At 41.0% G+C, this 23,572-nt stretch carries 13 protein-coding genes and 1 tRNA gene; 4 read left to right on the top strand and 10 right to left on the bottom strand.

Annotated elements, in window-relative coordinates; genetic code table 11:
* Positions 1 to 297: 297 nt before the first annotated feature.
* From CDG77_RS03845 to CDG77_RS03835, 3 genes are all read left to right on the top strand, one after another.
* Entirely contained in the window at positions 298 to 1,635 is a 1,338-nt protein-coding gene (locus CDG77_RS03845; protein WP_094328097.1) for a P-loop NTPase fold protein, read from the top strand.
* Positions 1,605 to 6,755 (top strand): nSTAND1 domain-containing NTPase, encoded by a 5,151-nt coding sequence (locus CDG77_RS03840; RefSeq protein ID WP_094328096.1) that lies wholly within the window; start codon positions 1,605 to 1,607, stop codon positions 6,753 to 6,755. Before CDG77_RS03845 ends, CDG77_RS03840 begins: the two co-directional genes overlap by 31 nt.
* 172 nt (positions 6,756 to 6,927) lie before the next feature.
* The gene (locus CDG77_RS03835; RefSeq protein WP_094328095.1) at positions 6,928 to 7,716 is read left to right on the top strand and encodes a Uma2 family endonuclease; all 789 of its coding nucleotides are present in this window, start codon (positions 6,928 to 6,930) and stop codon (positions 7,714 to 7,716) included.
* 36 nt (positions 7,717 to 7,752) lie between these two features.
* On the opposite strand, the gene CDG77_RS03830 is transcribed toward CDG77_RS03835, so the two are convergent.
* The 7 genes from CDG77_RS03830 to CDG77_RS03800 all read right to left on the bottom strand — a co-directional run bounded on the left by CDG77_RS03830 (position 7,753) and on the right by CDG77_RS03800 (position 15,622).
* Positions 7,753 to 10,044, bottom strand: coding sequence for a dynamin family protein (locus tag CDG77_RS03830; RefSeq protein WP_094328094.1), 2,292 nt, complete (start codon positions 10,042 to 10,044; stop codon positions 7,753 to 7,755).
* A gap of 11 nt (positions 10,045 to 10,055) precedes the next feature.
* Positions 10,056 to 10,847, bottom strand: a complete 792-nt coding sequence (locus CDG77_RS03825) for a hypothetical protein (RefSeq protein WP_094328093.1) — start codon at positions 10,845 to 10,847, stop codon at positions 10,056 to 10,058.
* A gap of 7 nt (positions 10,848 to 10,854) precedes the next feature.
* Positions 10,855 to 13,266, bottom strand: a complete 2,412-nt coding sequence (locus tag CDG77_RS03820; RefSeq protein ID WP_094328092.1) for a dynamin family protein — start codon at positions 13,264 to 13,266, stop codon at positions 10,855 to 10,857.
* Positions 13,267 to 13,581: 315 nt separating this feature from the next.
* A complete protein-coding gene (locus CDG77_RS03815; RefSeq protein ID WP_094328091.1) occupies positions 13,582 to 13,908 on the bottom strand; it encodes a helix-turn-helix domain-containing protein in 327 nt (108 codons plus the stop codon).
* Complete coding sequence (locus tag CDG77_RS03810) at positions 13,905 to 14,279, bottom strand: type II toxin-antitoxin system RelE/ParE family toxin (RefSeq protein WP_094328090.1); 375 nt, start codon at positions 14,277 to 14,279, stop codon at positions 13,905 to 13,907. The genes CDG77_RS03815 and CDG77_RS03810 overlap by 4 nt, the downstream gene beginning before the upstream one ends.
* Positions 14,280 to 14,417: 138 nt before the next feature.
* A tRNA-Arg gene (locus CDG77_RS03805) sits at positions 14,418 to 14,491 on the bottom strand.
* A 33-nt stretch (positions 14,492 to 14,524) separates the two neighbouring features.
* Positions 14,525 to 15,622, bottom strand: coding sequence for a tocopherol cyclase family protein (locus CDG77_RS03800; protein WP_094328089.1), 1,098 nt, complete (start codon positions 15,620 to 15,622; stop codon positions 14,525 to 14,527).
* Between the two features lie 26 nt (positions 15,623 to 15,648).
* Here CDG77_RS03800 and CDG77_RS03795 point away from each other — a divergent pair, with 26 nt between their 5' ends.
* Positions 15,649 to 16,260 (top strand): J domain-containing protein, encoded by a 612-nt coding sequence (locus CDG77_RS03795; protein ID WP_094328088.1) that lies wholly within the window; start codon positions 15,649 to 15,651, stop codon positions 16,258 to 16,260.
* A gap of 76 nt (positions 16,261 to 16,336) precedes the next feature.
* On the opposite strand, the gene CDG77_RS03790 is transcribed toward CDG77_RS03795, so the two are convergent.
* The 3 genes from CDG77_RS03790 to CDG77_RS03780 all read right to left on the bottom strand — a co-directional run bounded on the left by CDG77_RS03790 (position 16,337) and on the right by CDG77_RS03780 (position 23,469).
* Positions 16,337 to 18,973 (bottom strand): EAL domain-containing protein, encoded by a 2,637-nt coding sequence (locus tag CDG77_RS03790; RefSeq protein WP_094328087.1) that lies wholly within the window; start codon positions 18,971 to 18,973, stop codon positions 16,337 to 16,339.
* Positions 18,974 to 19,609: 636 nt separating this feature from the next.
* The gene (locus CDG77_RS03785; protein WP_190233905.1) at positions 19,610 to 21,391 is read right to left on the bottom strand and encodes a ShlB/FhaC/HecB family hemolysin secretion/activation protein; all 1,782 of its coding nucleotides are present in this window, start codon (positions 21,389 to 21,391) and stop codon (positions 19,610 to 19,612) included.
* Between the two features lie 302 nt (positions 21,392 to 21,693).
* Positions 21,694 to 23,469 carry an SWIM zinc finger family protein gene (locus CDG77_RS03780; protein ID WP_190233904.1) on the bottom strand — a complete coding sequence of 592 codons (1,776 nt, stop codon included), beginning with the start codon at positions 23,467 to 23,469 and terminating at the stop codon, positions 21,694 to 21,696.
* Positions 23,470 to 23,572 lie beyond the last annotated feature (103 nt).

The raw sequence follows: 23,572 nt of genomic DNA, 5'->3' as shown, positions 1-23,572 counted from the left end.
AAGAGAGCGACAAAATTGTACCTAACAGTACCTTTTTTTGTGTTGGATATTTTTAATATTCATAAGAGTACCTTATTTAAGGTTAGAGATTTTTGCTATTTGTACTTATAGGAGTATTTCTGCTTACTTTAAATAAAATCATTACTATGTTCTACATCTAACGTGGATATAAACAATTATCCGAAATGCTGCTAGTTTAGTTAGTAGTTAGATGAAAGTAAAGCATAAATTCCCTAAAATCAATATATTTATTTAGTAAATTTTGCTATCCCCATTCTTGAGTGAACTTGATTAGTCATGCTCCTAGATTTAGAAAGATTTTATCAGGCTTGCAATCCGAGCAGACCTCTAATTATAGGAAACCCCGGCGATCGCAGGTACTATATCGATTTTGCTGCGGTGCGGGGTGGTAAAATCATCGAAGCTTTGCAGCGCACGATCGCTCGAATCTCGCCAGATATTCCCACCTGTCAGCTATTTACTGGACATCTCGGCTGTGGAAAATCAACAGAGTTGTTGCGGCTCCAAGCTGAGTTAGAAGTGCAGCAATTTCATGTAGTTTATTTTGAGTCTACCCATGTCTTAGAAATGGCAGATGTGGATGTGACTGATATTTTATTGGCGATCGCCGGTCAGGTGAGTGAAAGCCTAGAAGCCATGAAAATCAGGCTCAAACCTGCTTATTTTACCAAATTGTTTGCAGAACTTGTGGATTTCTTGCACACCCCAATTGAACTTGGGGTAGAAGCAGAGTTATCTGTGGGGATTGGCAAAATTACAGCTAAAGCTAAAGAAAGCCCACAATTACGGCGGCGCTTAAGGGATTATCTAGAACCGCGAACAGCAAATATTTTACAGTCAATTAATCAAGAATTGCTAGAACCTGCTAACAAGCAACTGAAAACCAGAGGTAAAAAAGGTCTGGTGGTTATTGTTGATAACTTGGATAGAGTCGCAATTCGACCTTTACCATCGGGGCGATCGCTGCCAGAATATTTATTTATTGAACGGGGCGAACAGTTACGCAAACTAAATTGTCACGTAGTCTACACTATCCCCTTAGCCCTGACTTTCTCCAACGATAGCGCCGAACTTCAACATCGTTTGGGGGGAGGAGTCGCACCAAAAGTCTTACCAATGATCCCTGTACGTCTGCGCTCTGGCGAGATTTTTCCTCAAGGGCTAACATTATTACGGCAAATGGTACTAGCTAGAGCTTTTCCAGACATTTTACCTAGCGATCGGTTAGGCTTAATTACAGAAGTGTTTGATAGTCTGGAAACCTTAGATCGCTTGTGCTTAATTAGTGGTGGTCATGTCCGCGACTTGCTAGGGTTACTGTTTGACTGTCTGCGAGAACAAGATCCACCTTTTGATCGGGAGTGTGTCGATTTGGTGATTCAAAGACAGCGAGATTACCGAGCTAATGCGATCGATCCTCATGAGTGGGAACTAATCTTCCAGGTGGTGCAACAGCAACGGGTGAGAGGTGATATAGAGTACCACACCCTATTGCGAAGTTTATTTGTATTTGAATATCGCGATCATCAGGGAGCTTGGTTTGCCGTCAACCCAGTTTTAGCAGAGACGGAAAAATTTAAATCATGGTTGAACGACACCCACAAGCAGATATAAGAGCAGCTAATGAGCGGGCTTTACGGAGTTTGGGGAGAGCAATTGCCCTTTCTAGCGGTCAATTTTCCCTGGTTTTGGTGTGCTGCAATTATCGGGTTTTGCAAGAACTTATGCTGCAACGACTCGAAAAACTCTCTTCAGGAGTACACCAAATCCAAAAGGTAATTCTGCCCCATAATGCTAGAAGCCTTTACACAAGTATTCATTTACAACTGCTAACCCAAGATAATCCGCCATCGGCGTTGATGATTTTGGGTTTAGAATCAGTAGATGGCATCGACGATCTACTGAGGTCTATCAATCATATTCGGGATGAATTTCGCAAACGCCACCCATTCCCAATGATTTTGTGGGTGAATGAGGAAGTGTTGCAAAAGGTAGTCCGTTTAGCACCAGATTTTGCTAGCTGGGCGGCTACACCGATTCAGTTTGAGATGACAACTCAATCACTGTTGCAATTTTTGCAACAGGAAACTAACTCTTTGTTTGCCACGGTGTTAACAACCGATGCTGGACAACAACAAATCCCTCAAGTTATAGAGCATTATTCTACTGTCGAGCAAGTCTGGAAACATAGCTATGAACTCCACTTTGCCATCAGAGAGTTGCACGAGCGTGGTATTACCTTAGAGCCAGAATTATACGCTAGTTTAGAATTTATTTTCGGTCTAGATAATTATATTAGCGATCGCATCAATGCAGCTTTAAGGCATTTTCAGCAAAGCTTGCTAGTTTGGCAAAATCTGGCCAAAAAAGAGAATGAAGAAGCCGGGGGAGCGAGGAGAGCAGGGGGCGATGAGGGGGATGAGGGGGTATTTTCTTCGTCTACGCCTCCATCTCCCCCATCTTTGCTACTGTTGCGACAGGGAATTTTGCTGTTTTATATTGGGCTATGTTATTGCCGTTTAGCAGAGCAAAATCAAACAGAAAGCCGTCGTCATTGGTTCACAGCAAAATCTTATTTTCAGCAATGCTTGAATATCTTGCAGGTGGCTGGGCGTTTAGATATAGTTGCGGGATTTATTGGTCAACTTGCTGAGGTTTTGCAATATCTGCAAGACTGGGAAGAGTTGCAGACAGTTGCTCAAAAGTCTTTGGAGTTGCATCAAACTTATGGTAGTCAAATTCAATTAGCTTGTGACTACGGTTTTCTGGCGCAAGTCGCTGTGCAGCAGTCGCGGTGGGTACAGGCGAGTATTTTAGCACACGTATCACTGCTAAAATTAGCTGAAGCCCAAAAGCAAAATGACCCTTATAACTGCTTATTTCCATTATTGCTGGGGCAAGTTTACTATTTAGTGTTGGCGAAAGCACAGCGAAATTTAAGTGAACTAGTAATTGCTCGTGAATATTTAGAAAAGGCAACAAAAGAACTACCAGCAGCCTTAGAAAACAGTTCCCATCAATACGATGCCCATCGTTATATTCGCTTATTGCGGAAACTGCGATCGCTATATTTTGAAGAAGGTCGCTATTTAGAAGCCTATTACATTCGCCAAAAACGGCGTTCTGTCGAGCAGCAGTATGGTTTTCGGGCTTTTATTGGTGCGGGGCGTTTGCAACCGCAAAGACAGGCGACAAACCCAGCATTGATGGCACCATCTGGGAGTAGTAGCGTTGCTTTAGAAATTGCAGCTTCTGGTCGGGAACGTGATATTAATAACTTAATTGGCAGAATTAGCCGCGCCGATCAAAAGCTGACAGTGATTCACGGTCAATCGGGTGTGGGTAAGAGTTCCACCGTGACGGCGGGTTTAGTTCCAGCCCTGCAAAATCGAGCCATTGGCGACCAAATAGCTATACCTGTGGTATTGCAAGTTTATACCGATTGGGCGCGGGAATTAGGGAAATCTTTAAGTGAGGCGATGTCTAGTGACGCATCCCTTGCCATCTACGCTGATATTAAGCCAGAAGCAGCTATTGAACTGGAGGCTCTGCCTTACTCTGGCACACCCATCGCAATTGTGACAATTTTACAACAACTCAAACAAAATGCTGACAATCATCTGATCACAGTTTTAATTTTTGACCAATTTGAAGAGTTTTTCTTTGGTTATAGCGATCGCAAGCAGAAGCAAGAATTTGATAAATTTATTAGTGATTGCCTAAATATCCCCTTTGTCAAAGTTATCCTTTCCTTGCGAGAAGATTATTTACATCGGTTATTAGATTTTAAACATCTTTCGGCACTGGAAGCGATTAATAATAATATTCTCGATAAGCATATTCGCTACCAGTTAAATAACTTTTCGCCAGAATATGCCAAAGCAATTATCCGAAAATTGACCGAGCGATCGCAGTTTAATTTAGAACCTGCTTTAATTGATGCCTTAGTCGAAGATTTATCCACAGAATTTGGTGAAGTCCGCCCTATTGAATTGCAAGTTGTGGGAGCGCAAATTCAAGATGAGCGCATTACTACATTAGAAGAATATCAGCCATATAGACCCAACAAACTTATTGAACGATATCTTAAGGAACTGATTAAAGACTGCGGGCCGGAAAATGAACGAGCCGCATTACTCGTTTTATATTTATTAACAGATGAAGGTAACAATCGACCGTTTAAAACTCGTGCTGAATTGGCGGCGCAGCTAGCAGAGTTAGAAGATGCTGGTAAATTAGAGTTAGTATTAGATATTTTAGTTAGCTCTGGTTTGGTGGTACTATTCCCTGATGTACCCGAACGCTATCAACTGATTCACGATTATTTAGTAGACTTGATTCGCTACCTGCAACAACAGGAATCGAGTTTACAGGTACAACTAAATCAGTTGCGCTATAAAGTAGAACAAAGTAAGGCTGAAATTGAGCGACTTAAAAGCGAACTTAGCCAAAAAAAGCAGCGCTTCAAATTGGCAGATACTCATCCCCAACAAGGATTAGACTTATTAACAGAACTGCGAGAATTACACAAGCGGGAAGAATTGAGTCAGTTACAAATTGAGCAATTACGAGCGGAACTAAAAGAAAAAGAATTAACAGCTAAACTTGCAGAAAGTCAAAAGAGACAAAGACTTAGTGAAGCTCAATTAAATCGTTCCTTGAAAATTGCCCTGACTGCTTCTGTTCTCGCTATATTAGGATTAAGTATTTCCATAGTGACAGCAGTAGATAGCGAAATTAAAACTCTTAGTGCATCGAGTGAAGCCCTCTTTGCCTCGCAAAAAGGTATTGATGCTTTAAAAGAAGGTTTAAAGGCAGGGAAAAAATTACAACAGACAGTCTGGGTAGATTCCTATACAAAAGAAGAAGTACAAACGGCACTTTATCAAGCAGTTTCTGGGTTGAGAGAATATAACCGCTTAGAAGGGCATATATCGGGAGTAAATAGTGTTACATTTAGTCCTGACACCTCTTTAATTGCCTCAGCCAGCGCCGACACTACAATTAAACTTTGGCATCCTGATGGTAGCTTGGTTAAAACCTTGTCGGGACATGAAGATGTCGTTAATAGCGTCAGTTTCAGTCCAGATGGTCAAATTATCGCTTCCGCCAGTCAAGACAAAACGGTGAAGCTTTGGAGTCGAGAGGGTCAACTGCTTGTTACTCTCTTAGGGCATCAGGGTGTAGTGAATAGTGTCAGTTTTAGCCCAGATGGACAGATTATTGCCTCAGCGAGTACAGACAAGACATTAAAACTGTGGAGTCGGGATGGTAAATTACTCAAAACCTTGCAGGGACATAACAGTGCAGTTTTGAGTGTCGCTTGGTCAACCGATGGTCAAACCATTGCTTCCGGGAGTTCTGACAAGACGGTGAAATTGTGGAGTCGAGATGGTAAACTGCTCAAAACCTTACAGGGACATAATGATGCGGTTTTGAGTGTCGCTTGGTCGCCCGATGGTCGAGCGATCGCTTCTACTAGTTTAGACCAGACAATCAAACTATGGAATCTGGAGGGTAAACTACTGCGAACCTTATCAGGTCATAGTGCTGGAGTTACCAGCGTTAGTTTTAGCCGTGATGGTAACACCATCGCTTCCGCAAGTACCGACGAGACAATCAAACTTTGGAGTTTTGAAGGTGTACTATTAGGAACCCTGAAGGGACATAATAATTGGGTTAACAGCGTCAGTTTTAGCCCAGATGGTCGCACCCTAGCTTCTGCAAGTCGGGACAAAACTATTAAACTCTGGCATTGGGATGATGTGTTACTGCGAAAGCCCAAAGCCGATAATGATGACTGGATAACTAGCATCAGTTTCAGTCCAAGCGATCGCACCTTAGCAGCAGCAAGTCGAGACAAAACTGTAAAACTCTTCAGTCGAGACGGTAAACTACTCCGTACATTCACAGGGCATCAAGGTCAAGTTTGGGGAGTTAGTTTCAGCCCCGATGGTAAAGCGATCGCCTCGGCTAGTAAAGATCAAACAGTGAAGCTTTGGAGTGTTGAAGGTCAACTGCTCAACACCTTACAGGGTCATAATGATACCGTTTTAGGTGTAGCTTGGTCGCCTAATAGTCAAATAATTGCCTCGGCTAGTAAAGATAAAACAGTAAAGCTTTGGAGTCGAGACGGTAAACTACTCAACACCTTGCAAGGACATCAAGATGCGGTAAATTGGGTAAGTTTTAGCCCCGATGGTAAATTGCTAGCCTCAGCTAGTGATGACAGAACCGTAAAAATATGGAGTATAGAGGGTAAATTACTATACAATTTAACTGGTCATAGCCGCCGGGTAAATGGAGTTGCTTGGTCGCCAGATAGTCAAGTAATTGCTTCAGTTAGTATTGATAGCACCGTCAAACTTTGGAGTCGGGACGGTGATTTGCTAAATACTCTCGCGGGAGATGGCGACAGTTTCATCAGTGTGAGTTTTAGCCCCGATGGTAAGACTTTAGCCGCCAGCAGTGATGACAAAGTGAGGATTTGGAACCGAGAAGGGACATTGCTGATTGCTTTGAAAGGCTATGAAGCTGAGTTAACCAGCGTCAGTTTCAGTCATGATGGTAAGACTCTGGCTGCGGGTAGTGGTAACGGCACAGTAATCTTCCAAAATTTGGCAGATATCCAACTGGAAAAGTTACTGGCACGGGGTTGCAATTTGCTGCATGATTATTTGCAGACTAATCAGAAAGTCATGAAGAGCGATCGCTCCTTGTGTTCTGGTAGGTAATGCCGAAGAATTATAAGAGGCGATATTGAGATCCCAAATCCGCGATAAATCGCCGTCAAGACGAAGGACTGATTATTGTAAAGACGGCGATTTATCGCGTCTCTTGCCTTAACCGAACAGTATTAGGAGCGGTGCTAAGATAAATAAGCTAATTAACTCGCGCCAAAGTTCAATGACTATTGCTAAACTGTCCGAACTAGGCATTACTCACCTTCCCGACCATACTGAGTTACCAGAGTCGGATGGAACTTTTGTGAAAAATTTTCAAGAACACCCACAAAGCATACTTCTAACTGACTGCGTTCAAGGTATATTACAGCAAATTCACCCAGATAATCAGTATTGTATTGGTCAAGATTGTGGCATCTACTGGCGTTTGACCGAACCACCTGAGCGCGGTGCTGAAGCACCCGATTGGTTTTACGTCCCTAATGTTGCACCTATGTTAAATGGTCAATTTCGGCGTTCGTATGTGTTGTGGCAAGAATATGTTGCTCCCCTAATTGTACTGGAATTCGCTTCTGGGGATGGTTCACAAGAAAGAGATAATACTCCAATTACTGGTAAATTCTGGGTATACGAGCAAGCAATCCGCGTACCTTTTTATGGCATTTACGAATTTAGCAAAGCTGCGATTGAGGTTTATCACTTAGTTGATGGTAGGTATCAGCAACTCACAGCTAACGAACGTGGACACTATGAGATTTCCTTGATGGGTGTCGAATTGGGTATTTGGCAAGGAAAGTATGGAAATACTACAGCGCCTTGGTTGCGTTGGTGGGATGCACAAGGAAATTTATTACTAACTGGTGAGGAAAAATCGCAGTTATTAACACCTCAATTAGAACAAGAACAAGAAAAATCGCAGTTATTAACATCCCAATTAGAACAAGAACAGCAAAAAAACCAGCGTTTAGAAGAACGCTTGAGACAACTTGGAATCAATCCTGATGAAGTTTAATATTTGATTGGGGATGGATTCGCGAGTGTTATTATGCTACTTCTTTAATGCAGTAGATAATTGGCGTAAGCGATCGCTAACTTCTAAGTTAGACTCTTGCGATCGTAATTCTGGTGGTATTTCTGCCAATAAAAGTGGATTTTCTTGCAACCATTCGTTAAGTGCAACCCCCATCCATGTGCCTTGCTTTTCTCTAAAACTATCAATCAAGCCCTTGAGTTCTTGAATACAGTACGATTGAAAACCTGCTGCTTCAAAAATTGCAGCACGCAAGTATTCTTCAAAAGCATTAATATCATTTTCAACTTCAAATGTTACATCGTCTTGGGAAGATTTCAATTCGCTGGAAACATCTATAGTAATTTGTGTGACAACATTAATAATCGGTGCTACGATTCCTTTTATTCCTAAAACTTGTTGCCTTGTCTCAGGATTATAGAGTAATTTATAACCATATTTTGCGTATCTTTTGAGAACTTGAAAAGCGGCTTCTTCTCCCGTGTAATAGTTATCAACTATTTCAATGTCTACACCAAGGCTCTTAGCAATTTTATCGCGGGCATCGCTATTAAGTGGAGCGCGAATTAATACTTCTGCAACTGGACGAGCAAAACGTAAAAATAGGACACTTAAGCTATTTTCTAGCTTAGATAAAAAGTATTCTTCCGATTTATCAATTAATCTTTCTTTTACTTGCTTACTGCCCCATAATAAGCTTGTCATGTATTCGACTAAATTTAATGCCTCATCTTTCAATTCCAGAGCGAGTTGTCGGGCTATGGAAGATAAAAGCTTGCTAATGTCGCCATATAAATCTTCACGCCAAGCGAAATTAGCTTTCATGCGGTCAAACTGTGGGAATGAATTGGCAGCAAAAATAATAGCTTTTTTTCTAAATGCTTCTTCTTTCAGTTTTTGGATTTCACTAGCGACTATTTGTAGATATCTCTCTTTAAATTTGGCGAGGCTGGTTGCAGAATTTCCGGTTAAATTATCGAGAGAATTTTTAGCAACAGAAGAGTCATAAAACTTTTGGAGATCGGCTTTCTTCTCTTCCCATCTATAATTCCACCATTCGCTAAACAAAACTCGTCTGCGATCTTCTTCAAATCTTTTTGCTTCTTCAGGATTTTCAGGATAACGTTTGCTAACTAATTGATAAATTTCTTTCGAGGTAGTTAAGATTGTATTTATGGAAGCCTCGCATCTCTTTTTTAAGATAAATACACGTTCAGTATTAATATAATTAAATATTTTCTCTTTTATTTCTGGAATTCCAGTACCTTTCTTATTTAAAATTTCCTCATCAATAATTCCAGTTAATTTTTTTAACTGGGCTTGGATATGACTTGCTTCACCAACCTCTAACCTTGTCTGTTCTCCAGCTAATCCATTCAAAACTAGATATGCTCCAGCAGAACCATATATAATACGTTCCTGTGGAAGTTTGGCACGTTTAAACCAATCTTGAGATGCTTCTTCAATATGAGTTTTAAGTGCTTCTGGAGTAGCTAACGAGTCAATACGACTTAAAAATACAAAAAGTTTATCAGCAACGGTAATATTTTTGTCACCAAGTTCTGTGAATTTGATGATTTCTAGTTCCTTCTCTCTTAGGCTAGTAAAACGCTGTACTAATATTACTGCATCGCAATCTGACAGCATTTCCTTGGCTTCATCAACGTGCTTTGCTAAACCTGAATCTAAACCAGGAACATCATAAAATACAATACCTTCAGCTTGGGCAAGTTTGTTAGTATAAAGTCTCGCTTCTAAAACAGCATGAGCATACTTTTCATCTGCTACATACTTTTTGAGTGATTCTCTAATATCGTCTAAACGAGTAAATGGAAAAGTACGATTACCTTCTCTTCTTACTTGCTGCAAAGTGATTTCATTTTCTCGGATAGTTTTGATATCTTCTTGGGCTTTTGCTGTTTCAAGCTCATTTAATAAATTGATAAATTGTTCTTCTGTTTTGGCTTGTACTTCAAGCTTTTGCTCGGTGTCATTTTCAACTGAATAAATTTGCGTTGTTGTAAATGTACACCTTCCTCCTTTGGCTGGAAGTAAATCGCATTCTAACCAGGCATTAATAAAAGTACTTTTTCCCGCTTTTTCTAAACCGACAACTGCAATACGAAACTCTCGCTTTTTCAGCCTTTCAAGTTGACGACGGGCTGGTTCTGCTTCTTGTAACAGTATTGCTTTTAATTGAGAGGGAACTTCGGCTTGAGGTAAATTAGCTAAATTAACCGCGTGTCTCTGTACGTTTAGAGCTTCACTTAAACGAGCCTCATAATAAGAAGATGCTGTTTTCCAATCCATTTTAAGGCTCCTTAAATACGGTTAAATGCTTCTAAACCAGATAAATCTCCAAGAGAAGCTAATTTTTTAACAACTCCTTGACCGTGAGATGGTAGATTTCTCTTTAAAATATATGGAACTGTCTTATCAAGCATTTCTTGTCCATCAGCTATATGAATTCTGACGTAAACTTCTCTTCGTTCGCTAACACTTAAAATATTTTCATCTGTCAAATCAAGACGCTGTTGTACTAATTCGGTATCAGCAACTTTCGCACATAGAAAATATGATGTATTATCTATGAGTTTTTCTATTTCATCAACATTTATTGGAGATTGTTCTTTTAAATTCTGTGCTACATAGGCGGGTACAACAAGACATAAAGCCACCGTAATCGCTTGTACAGGAGGTGCTAAAGGTTCTAAAGGTACAGCTACGGGTTGTTGTACATTTCTAATATTACCTGCCTTTACTTGATTTCTTCGCCTGTGAATAAACTGAATACACCCAATTGCTCCAACGAGTAGACAAGCCACCACTACAATCCAAAATATTTCTCTTTTGTGAGCATCGAAAATGCTGATTGGATTAGACATTGCTCTAGCTGTTTTACCTATGAAACTATCAATAATTTCTTCATCATCATCTTTTGATCCTGACTCGGTAATACCGAAAGTATTACAAATATTTTCAAATTTTTGGTGTTCGGTTTCAAGTATTATGAACAAAACTTTCTTTAGAACACCAAATGGTAAATCTTTTATATCAGGATATACATAATTAAATACTTCACTGTATAAAATATCTAAATGATTCTTTGCCACTTTTAATCTAAAGCTCCTCTTTTAAGGATTTTCCTAAACTTTTAAAATCTTCCATAAGACTTATAGCTTTTTGTTGCATAGGTTGCCAGACATTTTTTTGCATTTCATAATCTGTAGTAATTTCTTTGTTTGCAGTATAGAGTCTGTCTTCATAACGATTGACAACATCATTCTGGACTTTCTCTACATTTTTTTTTAAACAATCAATTTGTTCTATTAACCAGCGTGAGATTTTTTTGACTATTTCTTTATCTTCTGCTTTAACCTGAAATTGCCAATTCTCAAGTAACTGTTCTATGCTGGGAATTTCTGCATTATCGCTAGAACGAGTTTTATATTCTGTTTCGTAATACGTTTTTTTAGCAAGCCATAAGGTATACCAAGTTCTTTTACTTTTCTCTACTTGTACAGCCTCTTGCCAATTTCCTGACGTAATTGCAAAACCTGCTTTAAAACGTAAATTAAATGTGAGTTTATTATCCACTCTGATAAGTTGGGAATCAGGAAATCTAATTGCAATATTAGGTGCAATATCGTTTGTACCTTTTTCTATATGCGATAAATGACATTTGAAAAGCTCAACGACGGCCTGGTACATTCTATCTATCTCTTGACTGCAAATTTGCTTTAATACGTCTTCCATGACGAGATTTAAATGAATTGCCAATTCATTTAGTTCTTCATTCAATTGCTTAAGTTTCTTCTTCTCATCCTCTGTTCTTGCTTCCATCTTTTTACCAGATTTGGCAACTGAAGATGTATAGCCCAAGTTAACCAGTCTTTTTAAACAGTTACCCAACAAATTAACATTTAAAGCATTCGCTTTTTTCAAATTTGGAGTATCTAAAAGTACTCTTCCATTTTCTAGAGACTTGGCTACTGATTCTAATACCTGGTTTATTCCTTTACCAATTCCTCGTCGCCATTCATAAAGTGAACATAATTTGTCTCCCAATTCATTATATGGTTCAACCTTATTAAGACTTTTTATAGTATTCTCTAAATACAGTACTAGATCATCTTCTGACTCGTCTGCTAAAACTTCCTTAATTTTCTTATCTATTTTTTCAAAAGGTTCTCTTAAATTCCCGTCGCTAATTCGCAAAAAATTATTAAGTGTTGACTTAATCCAAGATATTTTTTCACATTCTTGTTGATAGCGTTCTTCTGAACTGTTAAGGATAGCTGTTGTTGTTTGAATAGCCCACTCTGTAATAGCGTTTCCAGCAGCAATATTAAAACGTTCTATTGCTTGGGGAATTACTAAACGGGGAAAATGTTGACTAATATGCTCTCTTAAACATTGCTCAAATTGTTCTGCATAAGACTTTTTCCATAATTCATCAATAACCCTATTTCGGTCATGTCTAGACCATTTTTCTGTTTTACGCGGTAGGTCTTCTAATATATTTTCATCAATTAAACCATTAAAATGTTTGTCCGCTTTTTTACAAGCTTCTGCACTATATATTTCATCAAGATTGCTTATTTGAAGGGCTAATAAAGCAGCCCATGTACTCAGTCTGATAACCTGTAAGTTCTCAATGTCTTCTGTATACTCTTTTAAATGTTCGGAGAGTTCATACTTGATTTTACTTATTGCATCTTCAACAAAGCGAGTCTCTGTTGCTGGCCAGTTTCTATCTGCTCGGAAAACGTCAATACGATTGAGAATAAACAGCATACGTGCAGGAGAGCCACCTAAATCTTTTACCTGCTCAACTACTTCTTGCAGTAAGCTTCTAACTTTTTCTTTGTCGGTTTCTGCACTGTTATATGTGACTAAGCACAATGCCTCACGACACTGTTTAATGACATTTGTATTACCTTCATCCCCTACATACGCTAAACCAGGCAAATCCAAAATTCTTACCTTTACACCTCTGGGTAATTCCAGTTTCGATTCTTTGATGAGTCTGAAAGGGTAAGATATAGTCGATTGAGGGCAAGCTAAATTAGCTTGTTTCTCTCTGTTATCGATGTAACTTATCATTACATCATATAAACGTTGATAAATTCGCTCATCACTGATACCTGTCCATTCTCCACACTCCCATAATGCCCCTGGAGTTTCATGGATTATTAAAGATTTTGTTTCGCTGTATTCTATGGTTACTGCTCCGGCGCTCATTTCGCTAACAGCGACAGGAACAATTTCTGCTCCACATAATAAATTTACTAAAGTGCTTTTACCACTACTAGTAGTTCCCGTTGTCGCAAGGGTGAGAGTAGGATTTTGAAGCTCATCTACTAAATTATTAATAGCTATCTCTAACTTGTTAGAAAGTTCTTCTAATTCGGCGTGATATGTATCTGGCAAATGCTCAGATATTTCGGTAGAAAAATTATGCCAATATTTAGAGAGAAGCTGGGCATTTTGTTCTACATCTTCAAATACTTTGTATAACTTATTGCTCATTTTAAAACCTATTGCTAATTTTTTATAACTACAGAATTTTTACTTTCTGTACACTTCCAATAAAATTCAGTTTTATTTAGTTAATGTGTAGCTCGATTTTAGTATTTTCGCTATTTCTTTATAATCGGAAACAAACTGGATTGCTTACGTAATTTTACGTAATTAACTATTAAAGTGTTTAAAATTTTTATAATTGCACGTATGTTGATATCAACACGATTTATTGCTTGCCACTAGTTTGATGCGCGATCGCCCTTATCATTGGAGGTAGCGATCGCTGGCTTAACTCAATAGACTTTTTGCATGAGTAAAGTACTATAGCGATATAACAGTTTCAGCAGATTGACCCGACGCATGACGAGGGCGAAGATGTAGGGTGATTTCCGTATCGAGCCGCTTGAGGAAAATGAGGAGTTTGCCCTCGCCAAAGCGTTGAAACTCTCCTTTCATCAAATGAGATACTTCTGGCTGGGGAATGCCAAGAAGTTCGCTGATTTCGCGCTGTTTCAGGTTGCGTTGAGAAAGGAGGCGCAGTACCTGAATCCCTATCTTGCCTCGCATAAAAAGTTCCGAAGCATTCTCTAAACCGATATCGGTGAATACGTTACCACTGCTTTCTTCAAAAACGGGTTCCTGTGTCATTGTTGTTTCTCCCTTATCACTGCGTCCTTATAGCGTTGTTTAATCAGATCAACATCAGTCTGTGGGGTTTTAATCCCCTGCTTTGATTTCTTCTGAAAAGCGTGCAGAACATAGATTTTCTCTCCAATCTTTACCGCATAGACTGCCCTGTAAGTATCGGTATCGTAGCGTTTGACGATTTCATACACGCCGCTTCCAACCCCTTTTAAAGGTTTGGCATCCATTGGTGTTTCCCCTGCTTGCACCAATTGCAGCGCATAGCCTACTGATGCACGCACATCTTCAGGAAATGAGCGGATATTTTTGAGAGAGTCTCCCATCCAAACCAGAGGTCGTAAAGGAATTTCTATAATATCCTCGTCATAGTCCATTTTATATGAAATTTCCTATAAAATAAGTTAGACAACAGCATAAAATGTCCCGTGTGCGAACGGCGTATCGCGTTATATATTAACAATCACAAGAATTCCTATGACCTGCTATTAGTCAAGGTCTTAGGGATTTTTTGACGGGACTGGTGCGGCTCGAACGCACGACCTGACGCTTAGGAGGCGTCCGCTCTATCCAACTGAGCTACAACCCCAACTAGGAAGCATATATGATTATAGCAGTAGTTTTAGCGAGACTGCCAAACATTATCCCAAGAGCCACCGCCTACTTCTAAACCACAAAGAAAACTTTCTGCTTTGAGAATGATTTGAGATTTTCTCCCATTTAGTTCTCGTAACTCTAAATTTAACTTTCCTTGCATGGTGTCTCGGCAACAGTATCTTAAACCTTCTGCTGTCGGCGCACGCAGAGGTGTACCAGGTAAATCTGTGGTTCCTGTCAATTCAATTTCATAATTAGAATTGGTAGCTTTCATTTGCCATCTACCCCAAGGCTGAATTTGCCAATCTACTTGTGAATTCCAGGGAACAAATTCATAAAACTTGCCTTGATAGTGCAACCCAATCATCGCTACAGATTCCATCCACCACAGCACCCCCCGCCGTCCACCGCCAGCAGTTAATGCTAAGTCGGGTTCGCCTTCAAAGCAATTACAATTTATCCAAAACCATTTTTGAGGAAAAGCACCACCCCAATTTTTCTCGCCATAGGCTGGGGCGTTGGTAAATTCGTAGATTTTGCCATTCCAGTCAATCTTCCCACTAGCTAAACCGTGAGCCATTAAAATCTGCCATCCGGGTTCAAAAATCTGCGAGAATGAGAGCCAGCCGGCGGTTGATTGCTGAATGCTATTTTTATTGCCCCAGCCATATATGGGTTGAATTTCATACTCCCAACGGCAATAATTATTAGTAGCGTAGTCACGGATAATTCCCTGATTCAAGGTGGCTGTGGCTTGATATCCTTCTTGAACATGATGCTCAAACTCTGCTGGTAAAAGATATAGAGGAGCAATTTGCAAATCTGTTTTACCCCAATGACCTAAACCTAAAACATCCCGACTACCCCAAAATTTCTTCACATCAGGAAAAGTCCGGCATAAATATTCATCATCTGGGCCCAGGACTTGGGCTGCACCGCCACTGTAAGGTTTACCGCCAATGGGGTCTTCAATGGAGTACATAAAGGCGAAGGTTTGCCCAATTTCCGGTAAAGTGACGCGGTAATACCAGCCTTCAAAGAAGCGGCGACTACTACCATCCCAGTGATAACCAGAATGGGGTGTTTGGGTTGATTGGAGGAAATTTAGGGGAATAGTTAACATAGTATATAGTTGCCGATTTTTTCAGTATGCGCGATGACCTCGATATCAATGATGCTTATGAAATTCTTGGGCTAGAACCCGGTGCATCAAAAGCACAGGTGAAGCGAGCTTACCGTCAATTGGTGAAAATTTGGCATCCCGATCGCTTTGTCGATCAAAAGCAAAAACAGGAAGCTGAGGAAAAAATCAAATCAATCAACGTAGCTTACAACAAGCTCAAATCAGAAAGTCCATCCGAGCCTCCCATTCCTGAAAATCCATCTTCATCTTCGCCTAAAAAATCCCCAAAAATATCTGTCAATCGTTGGGATGCAGAAACTTTCTATACTTTAGGAGTAGAAAATGCTACAGAAGGAAGATATGAAGATGCGATCGCAGATTTTACCCATGCAATTCGTCTCAATCCTCACTATGTTGACGCATATAAATATCGGGGGCTAGTTTGCTCTCAACTTGGATACGAATATAGAGCCGCTTCCGATTTAAATAAAGCGGCACTTATAGAACAAGAGTTAAGAAATCCAGGTGCTGTACGGAAAGTGCGATCGCCTAAACCTATATCAAAGCCTAGACCTCTGCTACAAAGAGTTTGTGAAGGGATAAAAAGTTTACTGCGGCTAAATCGCCGTTGGAGATAAGAAGCGCTACATAGCGCTTCTTAATTGAGTCCAATACATACCTAATCTACTAAATCATCAATACTGAATCGATGTTCTAGAGCGTTGGTCGTTTACTTTCGAGGATTTCTGTAGCCTTCAGAACAGAAAGTGGCCGGTAGAATAAATAGCCCTGTACCTCCTCACATTTGATAGATTTTAAGAACTCCAATTGCTCTTCTGTTTCTACCCCTTCGGCTGTCAACTTCAATCCCAAACTGTGTCCCAAGGTAACTATGGCCTGGATAATATGAGCTACTTTGGAATCCGGCTTAAAATCTTTAACGAAAGACTGATCTATTTTCAGATTGTGGAGTGGCAAAAGCTGTAAGCGCGAAAGCGAGGAATGTCCCGTACCAAAGTCATCAATGGAGATGTAAACACCCATCTGTTTTAGATTCTCTAACACCGTTCTGGTAAAATTTAAATCCTCAATGGCTGTGGTTTCCATAATTTCTAATTCTAAAAAGCGCGGCTCTAGACCCGTTTGCTCTAAAACTGTGGCTATAATCTCCACTAATTTGGGTTGGCGAAACTGCTTTAGAGAAAGATTAACAGCGATCGTTATGGGTGGTAATCCTGCATCTTGCCAGATTTTGTTTTGGATACAGGCTGTCCGCAACACCCATTCGCCAATGGAGATAATTAATCCACTTTCTTCGACCAGGGGAATGAAGACACTGGGTGCAACCAATCCCATTTCTGGGTGTTGCCAGCGTAACAGAGCCTCCATACCAGTAATTTCTCCTGTGGCAATGTTTATCCGAGGCTGATAGAACAGCGCAAATTCTTTACGTTCTAGGGCATAGCGCAAACTCTTTTCTAAAGTCAGAAGTTCGGGATTTTTGGCACTTAGAGAAACACTATAAAATTGGTAGTTATTCCGCCCTTTATCTTTGGCATAATATAAAGCGGCATCTGCGTGCTGAATTAGGGTTTCGGCATCAGGACTGTTGTTATCAAGCAACGCAATACCGAGGCTGGCAGTCACATAAAGTTCATGCCCTTGAAGATGGAAAGGATCTTCTAAGGTTTGTAAGATTCTGTACGCCACCTGCGTTACTTCTTCAATATCTAGGACTCGCGGCAGTAAGATAGTGAACTCATCGCCTCCCCAACGGGCTATAGTGTCTCCGCCTCTGAGTAAGTCTTGTAATCTTTGAGCGAGGCTTTTTAACAATTGGTCTCCCAAAGTGTGCCCCAGGGTGTCATTAATGACCTTGAAGCGATCCAGATCGAGGAAGATCACAGCTAAACTTTCGCCATTTCGAGTGGCATTGGGCAGAGTTTTACTGAGCAGTTCGCTAAATAGTAAGCGATTGGGCAACCCTGTCAGCAAGTCATGGAGGGCTTGATAGCGAATTTTCTCTTCTACTTGCTGACGCTGCCGCGCACCAATGATACTGGCGGCCATTGTCAACAGGGTAGATTCTTCATGCTTTGACCAATGACGCTCAAAGTTGCAATCTGCCAAGCCAAGATACCCCCAGCACTCGTTCTCTAAGCGGAGAGGCACTAGGAGAAGGGATTGAATGCCATCTCTGATCAGAAATTCTTGTTCGGCGACAGAAAATTCTGAGGTGAGTCCGCTAATCGACTGGCCGCTAGAGAGAACAGCGTGCCAACGGGCTAATCCAGAAGCTTGATAAGGTTGATTCTGCCAATGGTGGTGGGTAGATTCAATCAAAGATTGCGTCCATTCAAACCGGAGGCTGACAGCTATTTCTCCTGTAGCCGGATGGAGATGGTTCTGAAAGAGATAAGCCCGATCTGCCTGGGCAGCTTCACCCAGTAGAGCTAGAGCGCGATCGATACCAGTTTCATAATTCATTTCCCCTAGCAAATAATTGGCAGCTTCTGCAACAGCTTGTAGCAAGCGATCGCGCTGACGCAATTCGGCTGTAGCTTGTTTTTGCTCCGTAATATCTCTAATAATAAAAGTTCTAATTAAATCACTTTCAGGCAGGTAGAGAACGGATTGCTCAAAAACTTCTGTACCTACTTCCACTTCGCGCACAAAAGAATTTTTTTCTAGATTCTTAACTGTATTCAGAAGTCCTGCTAATATTGGGTGTTGCGTCCCAACTTTTCTGAGGTTAGGAAACTTGAGGGCTGCGGCTGGATTGAGATAAGTCACTATTCCCTCAAAGTCCATCTCAATAATTGGATTGGGGATGAGTTCAGGGAATGATGCTAGGCGAGCTAAGGCAGACTCACTAGCTGCTTCAAAACCAGGATCGATAGCTAGGGTTTGAAAAGGATTGGCAGGACTGGCTTGCTCTGATAAGAAACCAGATAAGTCTTCAACATCAAAAGATTCAGAGAATGCTTGTTCTGAAATGTTAGAAATAGCATAATATTTAGCCTGAGCTTGATTACTGCCAAAGGCAATAGTATCTCCATTTCTAAGATTATGAGAAAAGCATTTAGCACCATTTATAAATAAGCCATTAGTACTTCCTTTCCCCTTATAGTTGCCATCAATAATCTGGAAGCCATATTGGTCAGTCTCTGGAACAGTTACTCGTAATAAAATTGCATGTTGCATTGATACTGACCGAGAAGCCAAGATAATAGTGTTTGCAGGATGCCGCCCCAGAGAATAAGTAGTCTCTCGCAAGGGGACAGTTCGCCGCCCTCGCAGGTCTTTGATGACCAACAGATGGCGTATTTTTTCCCGCTCATTTCCTAGCATGGCTGTTCCTCAATTTCTCATATATTTATGTTTTAGTCTGAAAAATAACACTTTCAGAAGGTGTTCTGAAAGTCTTAACTTCTAGGAAAACTTGTTTAATCAAAGTTGTCACCACCTGCGATCACAAAATTGGTGTGAATTGCAAACCAGCCCTTCTATTCATGATTGACATTATTGAATAATATGACTAATTGTTGAATCAGTTTTTGCGGTAGAAGTTCTAGCTATTTTCTCGACTCATTTGGACTTTCCAAAAATAAATAAATTATTCAGCAGGGTGTGTTATGGTGTTAAGCCTAACGCATCACCTACAAATAGTGAGTTACGCTATCGCGGTAACACACCCTACAAGTATGACTATTGGTTGGAATATTTTTAAATTGAAATCCCAGAGATAAGTTATAAACTTTGTCCCTTCGTCTATCTAACCCAACCTTCTCTTTTTTAGGATACCCAGAATCAGATCAAACACTGAATATAATACATAGTGTATTTACGGATTTTTATTTGGAGTGGGGAAACTCCAAATTATATAAATAACCGTCTTGTTTTTATTTTTTAATGGCTGGAATCCGCCATTGGTGAAGCCTATCGGATATCAAAGAAGGAGAATAAACTATTTCTAACACCGAAAGTTTAAAAAGGATTATAGAGTAAACTGAAATACAGACCGTTTTCTTGTAATGTTCTGTCATTTGAGTCAACAGATATTAAAGGAACGCCCCAGTCAAGACGAACCGTGAAGCGATCGCCCTGTGTCCAACGCAACCCCAAACCAACAGCAGCTAAAGTATTATGGTTGGGATTCTCTCTACCCGAACTATTCCAGCCAATACCAAAATCTGCAAAGGGAACAACCTGTAAGGTACTATCTATTTGAGGTAAGCGCAGAATTGGTACTTGAACTTCCGCAGAGACAAAAGTGCCGTTATCCGTTAGCAGGTAATCTTGACGATAGCCCCGAATGCTATCTTGCCCACCTAAGCCAAATTGCTCTAAAGGCAAAAGTGTTCTAGATGCAAGTTGTGTGTTTAAACGAAGTAACAGTAAGGTTTGAGGAGCTAAAAGGCGTATCCACTGTGCTTGTCCTTGCCAAGCAAAAAAACGCCCATCGGGAGCATTTTGATTAATCGTGGGATTCAATACATCTATGCCCAAGCTAAATTGAGAACGGAGGGCGATGACTTGGCGACTGTTACGACTCGTCCACTCTTGAAAAAATCGGAATGCAGATACCTTTGTGCGTCCCTGTTCATCAGCACCTAAACCGGGGAAAGGTAGTTGTTCTCCCAAAGGGCTATAAGAGGCTTCACTTTCCCGGCGAGAGGCTGTCAATCCCAGAGCAAATTCTTGGGTAGGAGTTTGAACTATGGGCTGGCGGAATGTTACTTCGTAATAGCGAGAAGCCGATTCGATATCTAAAACGTTGAAAGGAGGTTCAATGACATTACTTGAGGTAGTGCCATAGTTGAAGGTAAGTGTCCCATTGCGGGGATTGAGTGGTAATGTGTAGCTTGCGTCAAAGGAATTGCTACCATCGGTATTAGTGTAAGCAACACCTAGAGAATCCCCTAATCCCAATAAGTTGGCTTCACTCAATTGTAATCGGCGGCGAAAACTGCCAACACTAGGCGATCGCCCATTATCAAGAACTATTTGGCTACTAAAGGTTTTTGCCTCACTAACCTTGACTTCTAAAAGACTCGAACCTGTCCGCGATCCTGCTGATAGTTCAGCAGACACGTTTTGAATTAAAGGATTCAGTTGCAATAGTTGCAGTGCTTCTAGTAGACGTTGGCGATTCAGAGGTGCTGATGTCGCTATTGCTAGGCGGCTACGGACATAATTTGGATTCAATCGCCGAGTCCCAGTTACCTGAATATCTTCTAATTTACCTTCAACCACCTGAATTTTGACAACACCGGATTGGATTGTTTGGGGTGGGATATATGCACCAGACGTAATGTAACCATTTCTGACATATAGATCGGTAATTTTAGAACGCGCTTGATACACTTCAGTCAGCGAGATCGGTCGTTTGGTAAATTCAGCAGTGGCTTTGGCTAACTCTTTGGGACTGAAGACTGTGCTACCAAGAACTTCAAACCGTTCTACAACAATAGTTTGAGGAAAGTTGCCCAGTGGTGGTTCATCAGGTGTGGGAGTGGGGACAGAGGGGGGAAATAGTTCTGCTGGTGGGGGAAGTTGCTGTGGTAGTTCTGGTGAAGGACGTGGCGAAGGTATGGGTGGTTGTAAATCTCGTGGTGGTGGGAGTTGTTGTGACAGGATAAAATTACTAGTTGGTAATTGTGTTGTATCAACAGCCTGAGCTTTCAGTGGACTAGAAGATATGCTGCTGAGTAATATAAGCAGTGGTAACTGGGACGTTATAAGATTCTGAGGATATTTATTAATCATCACACTGGACTATTTTTTGTCAGTAACTATGGGATTATACGGAAACTGCCTCAGATGTGAATCTTACTTCATCTTTTGCCGCTAAAGTTGATATCTTGGGCAAATCTCAATTTAAAAACGAAATAAGGGAACTCCAAAAAATAAATTATTCAATTTGTCTACTCAACTAGACTTCTTTCTTCCTTGTCTCCCTTGTCTTCCTTGTCCCCCTTGTCCCTCTGCGACGGAATATTTTTTTACTTGGAAATCCCTAATCTGGTGATTGCAGACTTCAAAGCATCAATTATTCAGACCGCAGAGTGTCAATCCATATCCCTTTGCTGGAACATTCCCATTAATTTACGTTTACGAGCGTGGGTTTGCATCAAGTTTTGCCGATAACTTAACCAGTCAGCTTTCTTCCCAGATTCCAAATAGGCGGTACGTGCCTTTTTCAACCATTCAACTGCGTAGTAGTAGTATTCGGCTTTACCCGCATCCATAATCTTTTCAGCACGGCGACGCGCATTAGCAATCACCCAACTAGGATTGTGAGGGATAGCAGCATTCATGACGCGATGAATCAATTCTGAATAATTTGAACTGAGTTCGTTAGCGATCGCAATTGCATCATCAATTAGCCCCTCATGCAAGAATATATCCACCTTGGCTGATTCTGTTCCCCAACCACTACAAGTACGGACAATTCTCAGCAGGTCTGTTTTGACACTTTCCCAGTTTTCCCCAGCCAATTCTGCCATCCTTTCGTAGTCAACAAAAGAGGGCTTAACTTGAAAAGCCGCCTTGATTGCTAATAAAGCAGCTTCACTATTACCCAACTCAACAGCTAAATCACTTGTCCAAATTCCTAATTCATACTGACAATTACCTGGTAAATTTAAGCCACTCTGGGCTATATCTAGTGCTTGCTGTAATGCTCCCTGTTCGCTTAATGTTTTTGCTAGGGCAAAAGCCTCTTCCATTGAGTTCATCTGGGTTTGAGCAGCATCAATTGCTTCTTCCACCCTGCCCAAACGCCCCAACATTGTCAGATATTGCTGGGTTTGCCCTTCTGCTTTTGCTAAATACAAGTATTCTTGGTAACGTTCCTGACCTTCAAGGATTTTTAGCCGAATTAGTGCCAAATCATCTGCATAGTCTGGCACATCTTCTTCCCAAGCTCCCCTTTCGGTAATATTACCTTGGAGAACTTGTAGCAATGGTGGATAATCCCAACCTTGGCGTAAAGCTTCCATAACTAAGCCAAAATCAGCGTTCCACTCATCTTGCCAAGCTTCCAAATTTATTTGAATATCAACTTTTTCTTCGGGGGTGAGTTCAGCAGTAAGAATTGCTTCACACCAAGCCTGATTTAATTCGCTAACAATTTCATCATTTTCAGCGCCATAATCTGCAATATCGTCCCAATTTTCCACACAGGTAAAGGTAATCGCTTCTAAAATAGCGATCGCATTTTCACCTTCTCCCCGTTCGCTAAAATCTACCGCAGTTTGCACCACACTCAGTAAATCTTCGGCAATCGGATCTTCTTCACACCCCTCCTCAAAGAAGCGCACAGCATCCCGAATAATTTGCCGGACTTGCCGCCGAATGGGAGCCGGATCGATAGTAAGGCGGCGCACAAGTCTTATGGTTGTTTGCTCAACCATCGGATTCGTCATCCAACCTACATGACGGTCAATCGCCTCAATTAGTGGTGGGTATTCTTTTACCAACTCTTGCAGCAGCCTTTGAGTTTGGCTACGATCCAAGCGATCGAGTAGTTGTTCTAGGGTGGGGCGCTGCTCAATATTTTCCGACTCACGGGCACAGACAAGCATCGTCGCGACAATGTGTTTGCACCATCCGTCAAAGTTGTAGGCACAGGTGCAGTTTGCTGAGGTTAACCCACTGTCATCGAAGCTCAGATTAACATGATAAGGTCTAGCTTCAGTGCCTGCAACTTCAGCCTGAAGCAGATGACCGCGTTGGGTAACAGCATTAACAGCACCAGCTTCATAGTATGCCTCGCCACGTTGGAAAGATTTGGCGTTAGCATGACGGCGGATAGTAAATTCAGTAATTTGGGGAATAGACATCGAGCGATCGCCTGTGTAAATCCTCTGGATGAATCCTAAATCAAGCTTAGGTGTTAGGCGATCGTGCTGTAAAGTCATTTGTCAATTCCCCAGTCCCCAGTCC

It is taken from the genome of Nostoc sp. 'Peltigera membranacea cyanobiont' 213, assembly GCF_002245975.1.
In the GTDB taxonomy this organism is placed as follows: Bacteria; Cyanobacteriota; Cyanobacteriia; order Cyanobacteriales; family Nostocaceae; genus Nostoc.
This window is presented reverse-complemented; position numbering and strand designations above follow the sequence as displayed.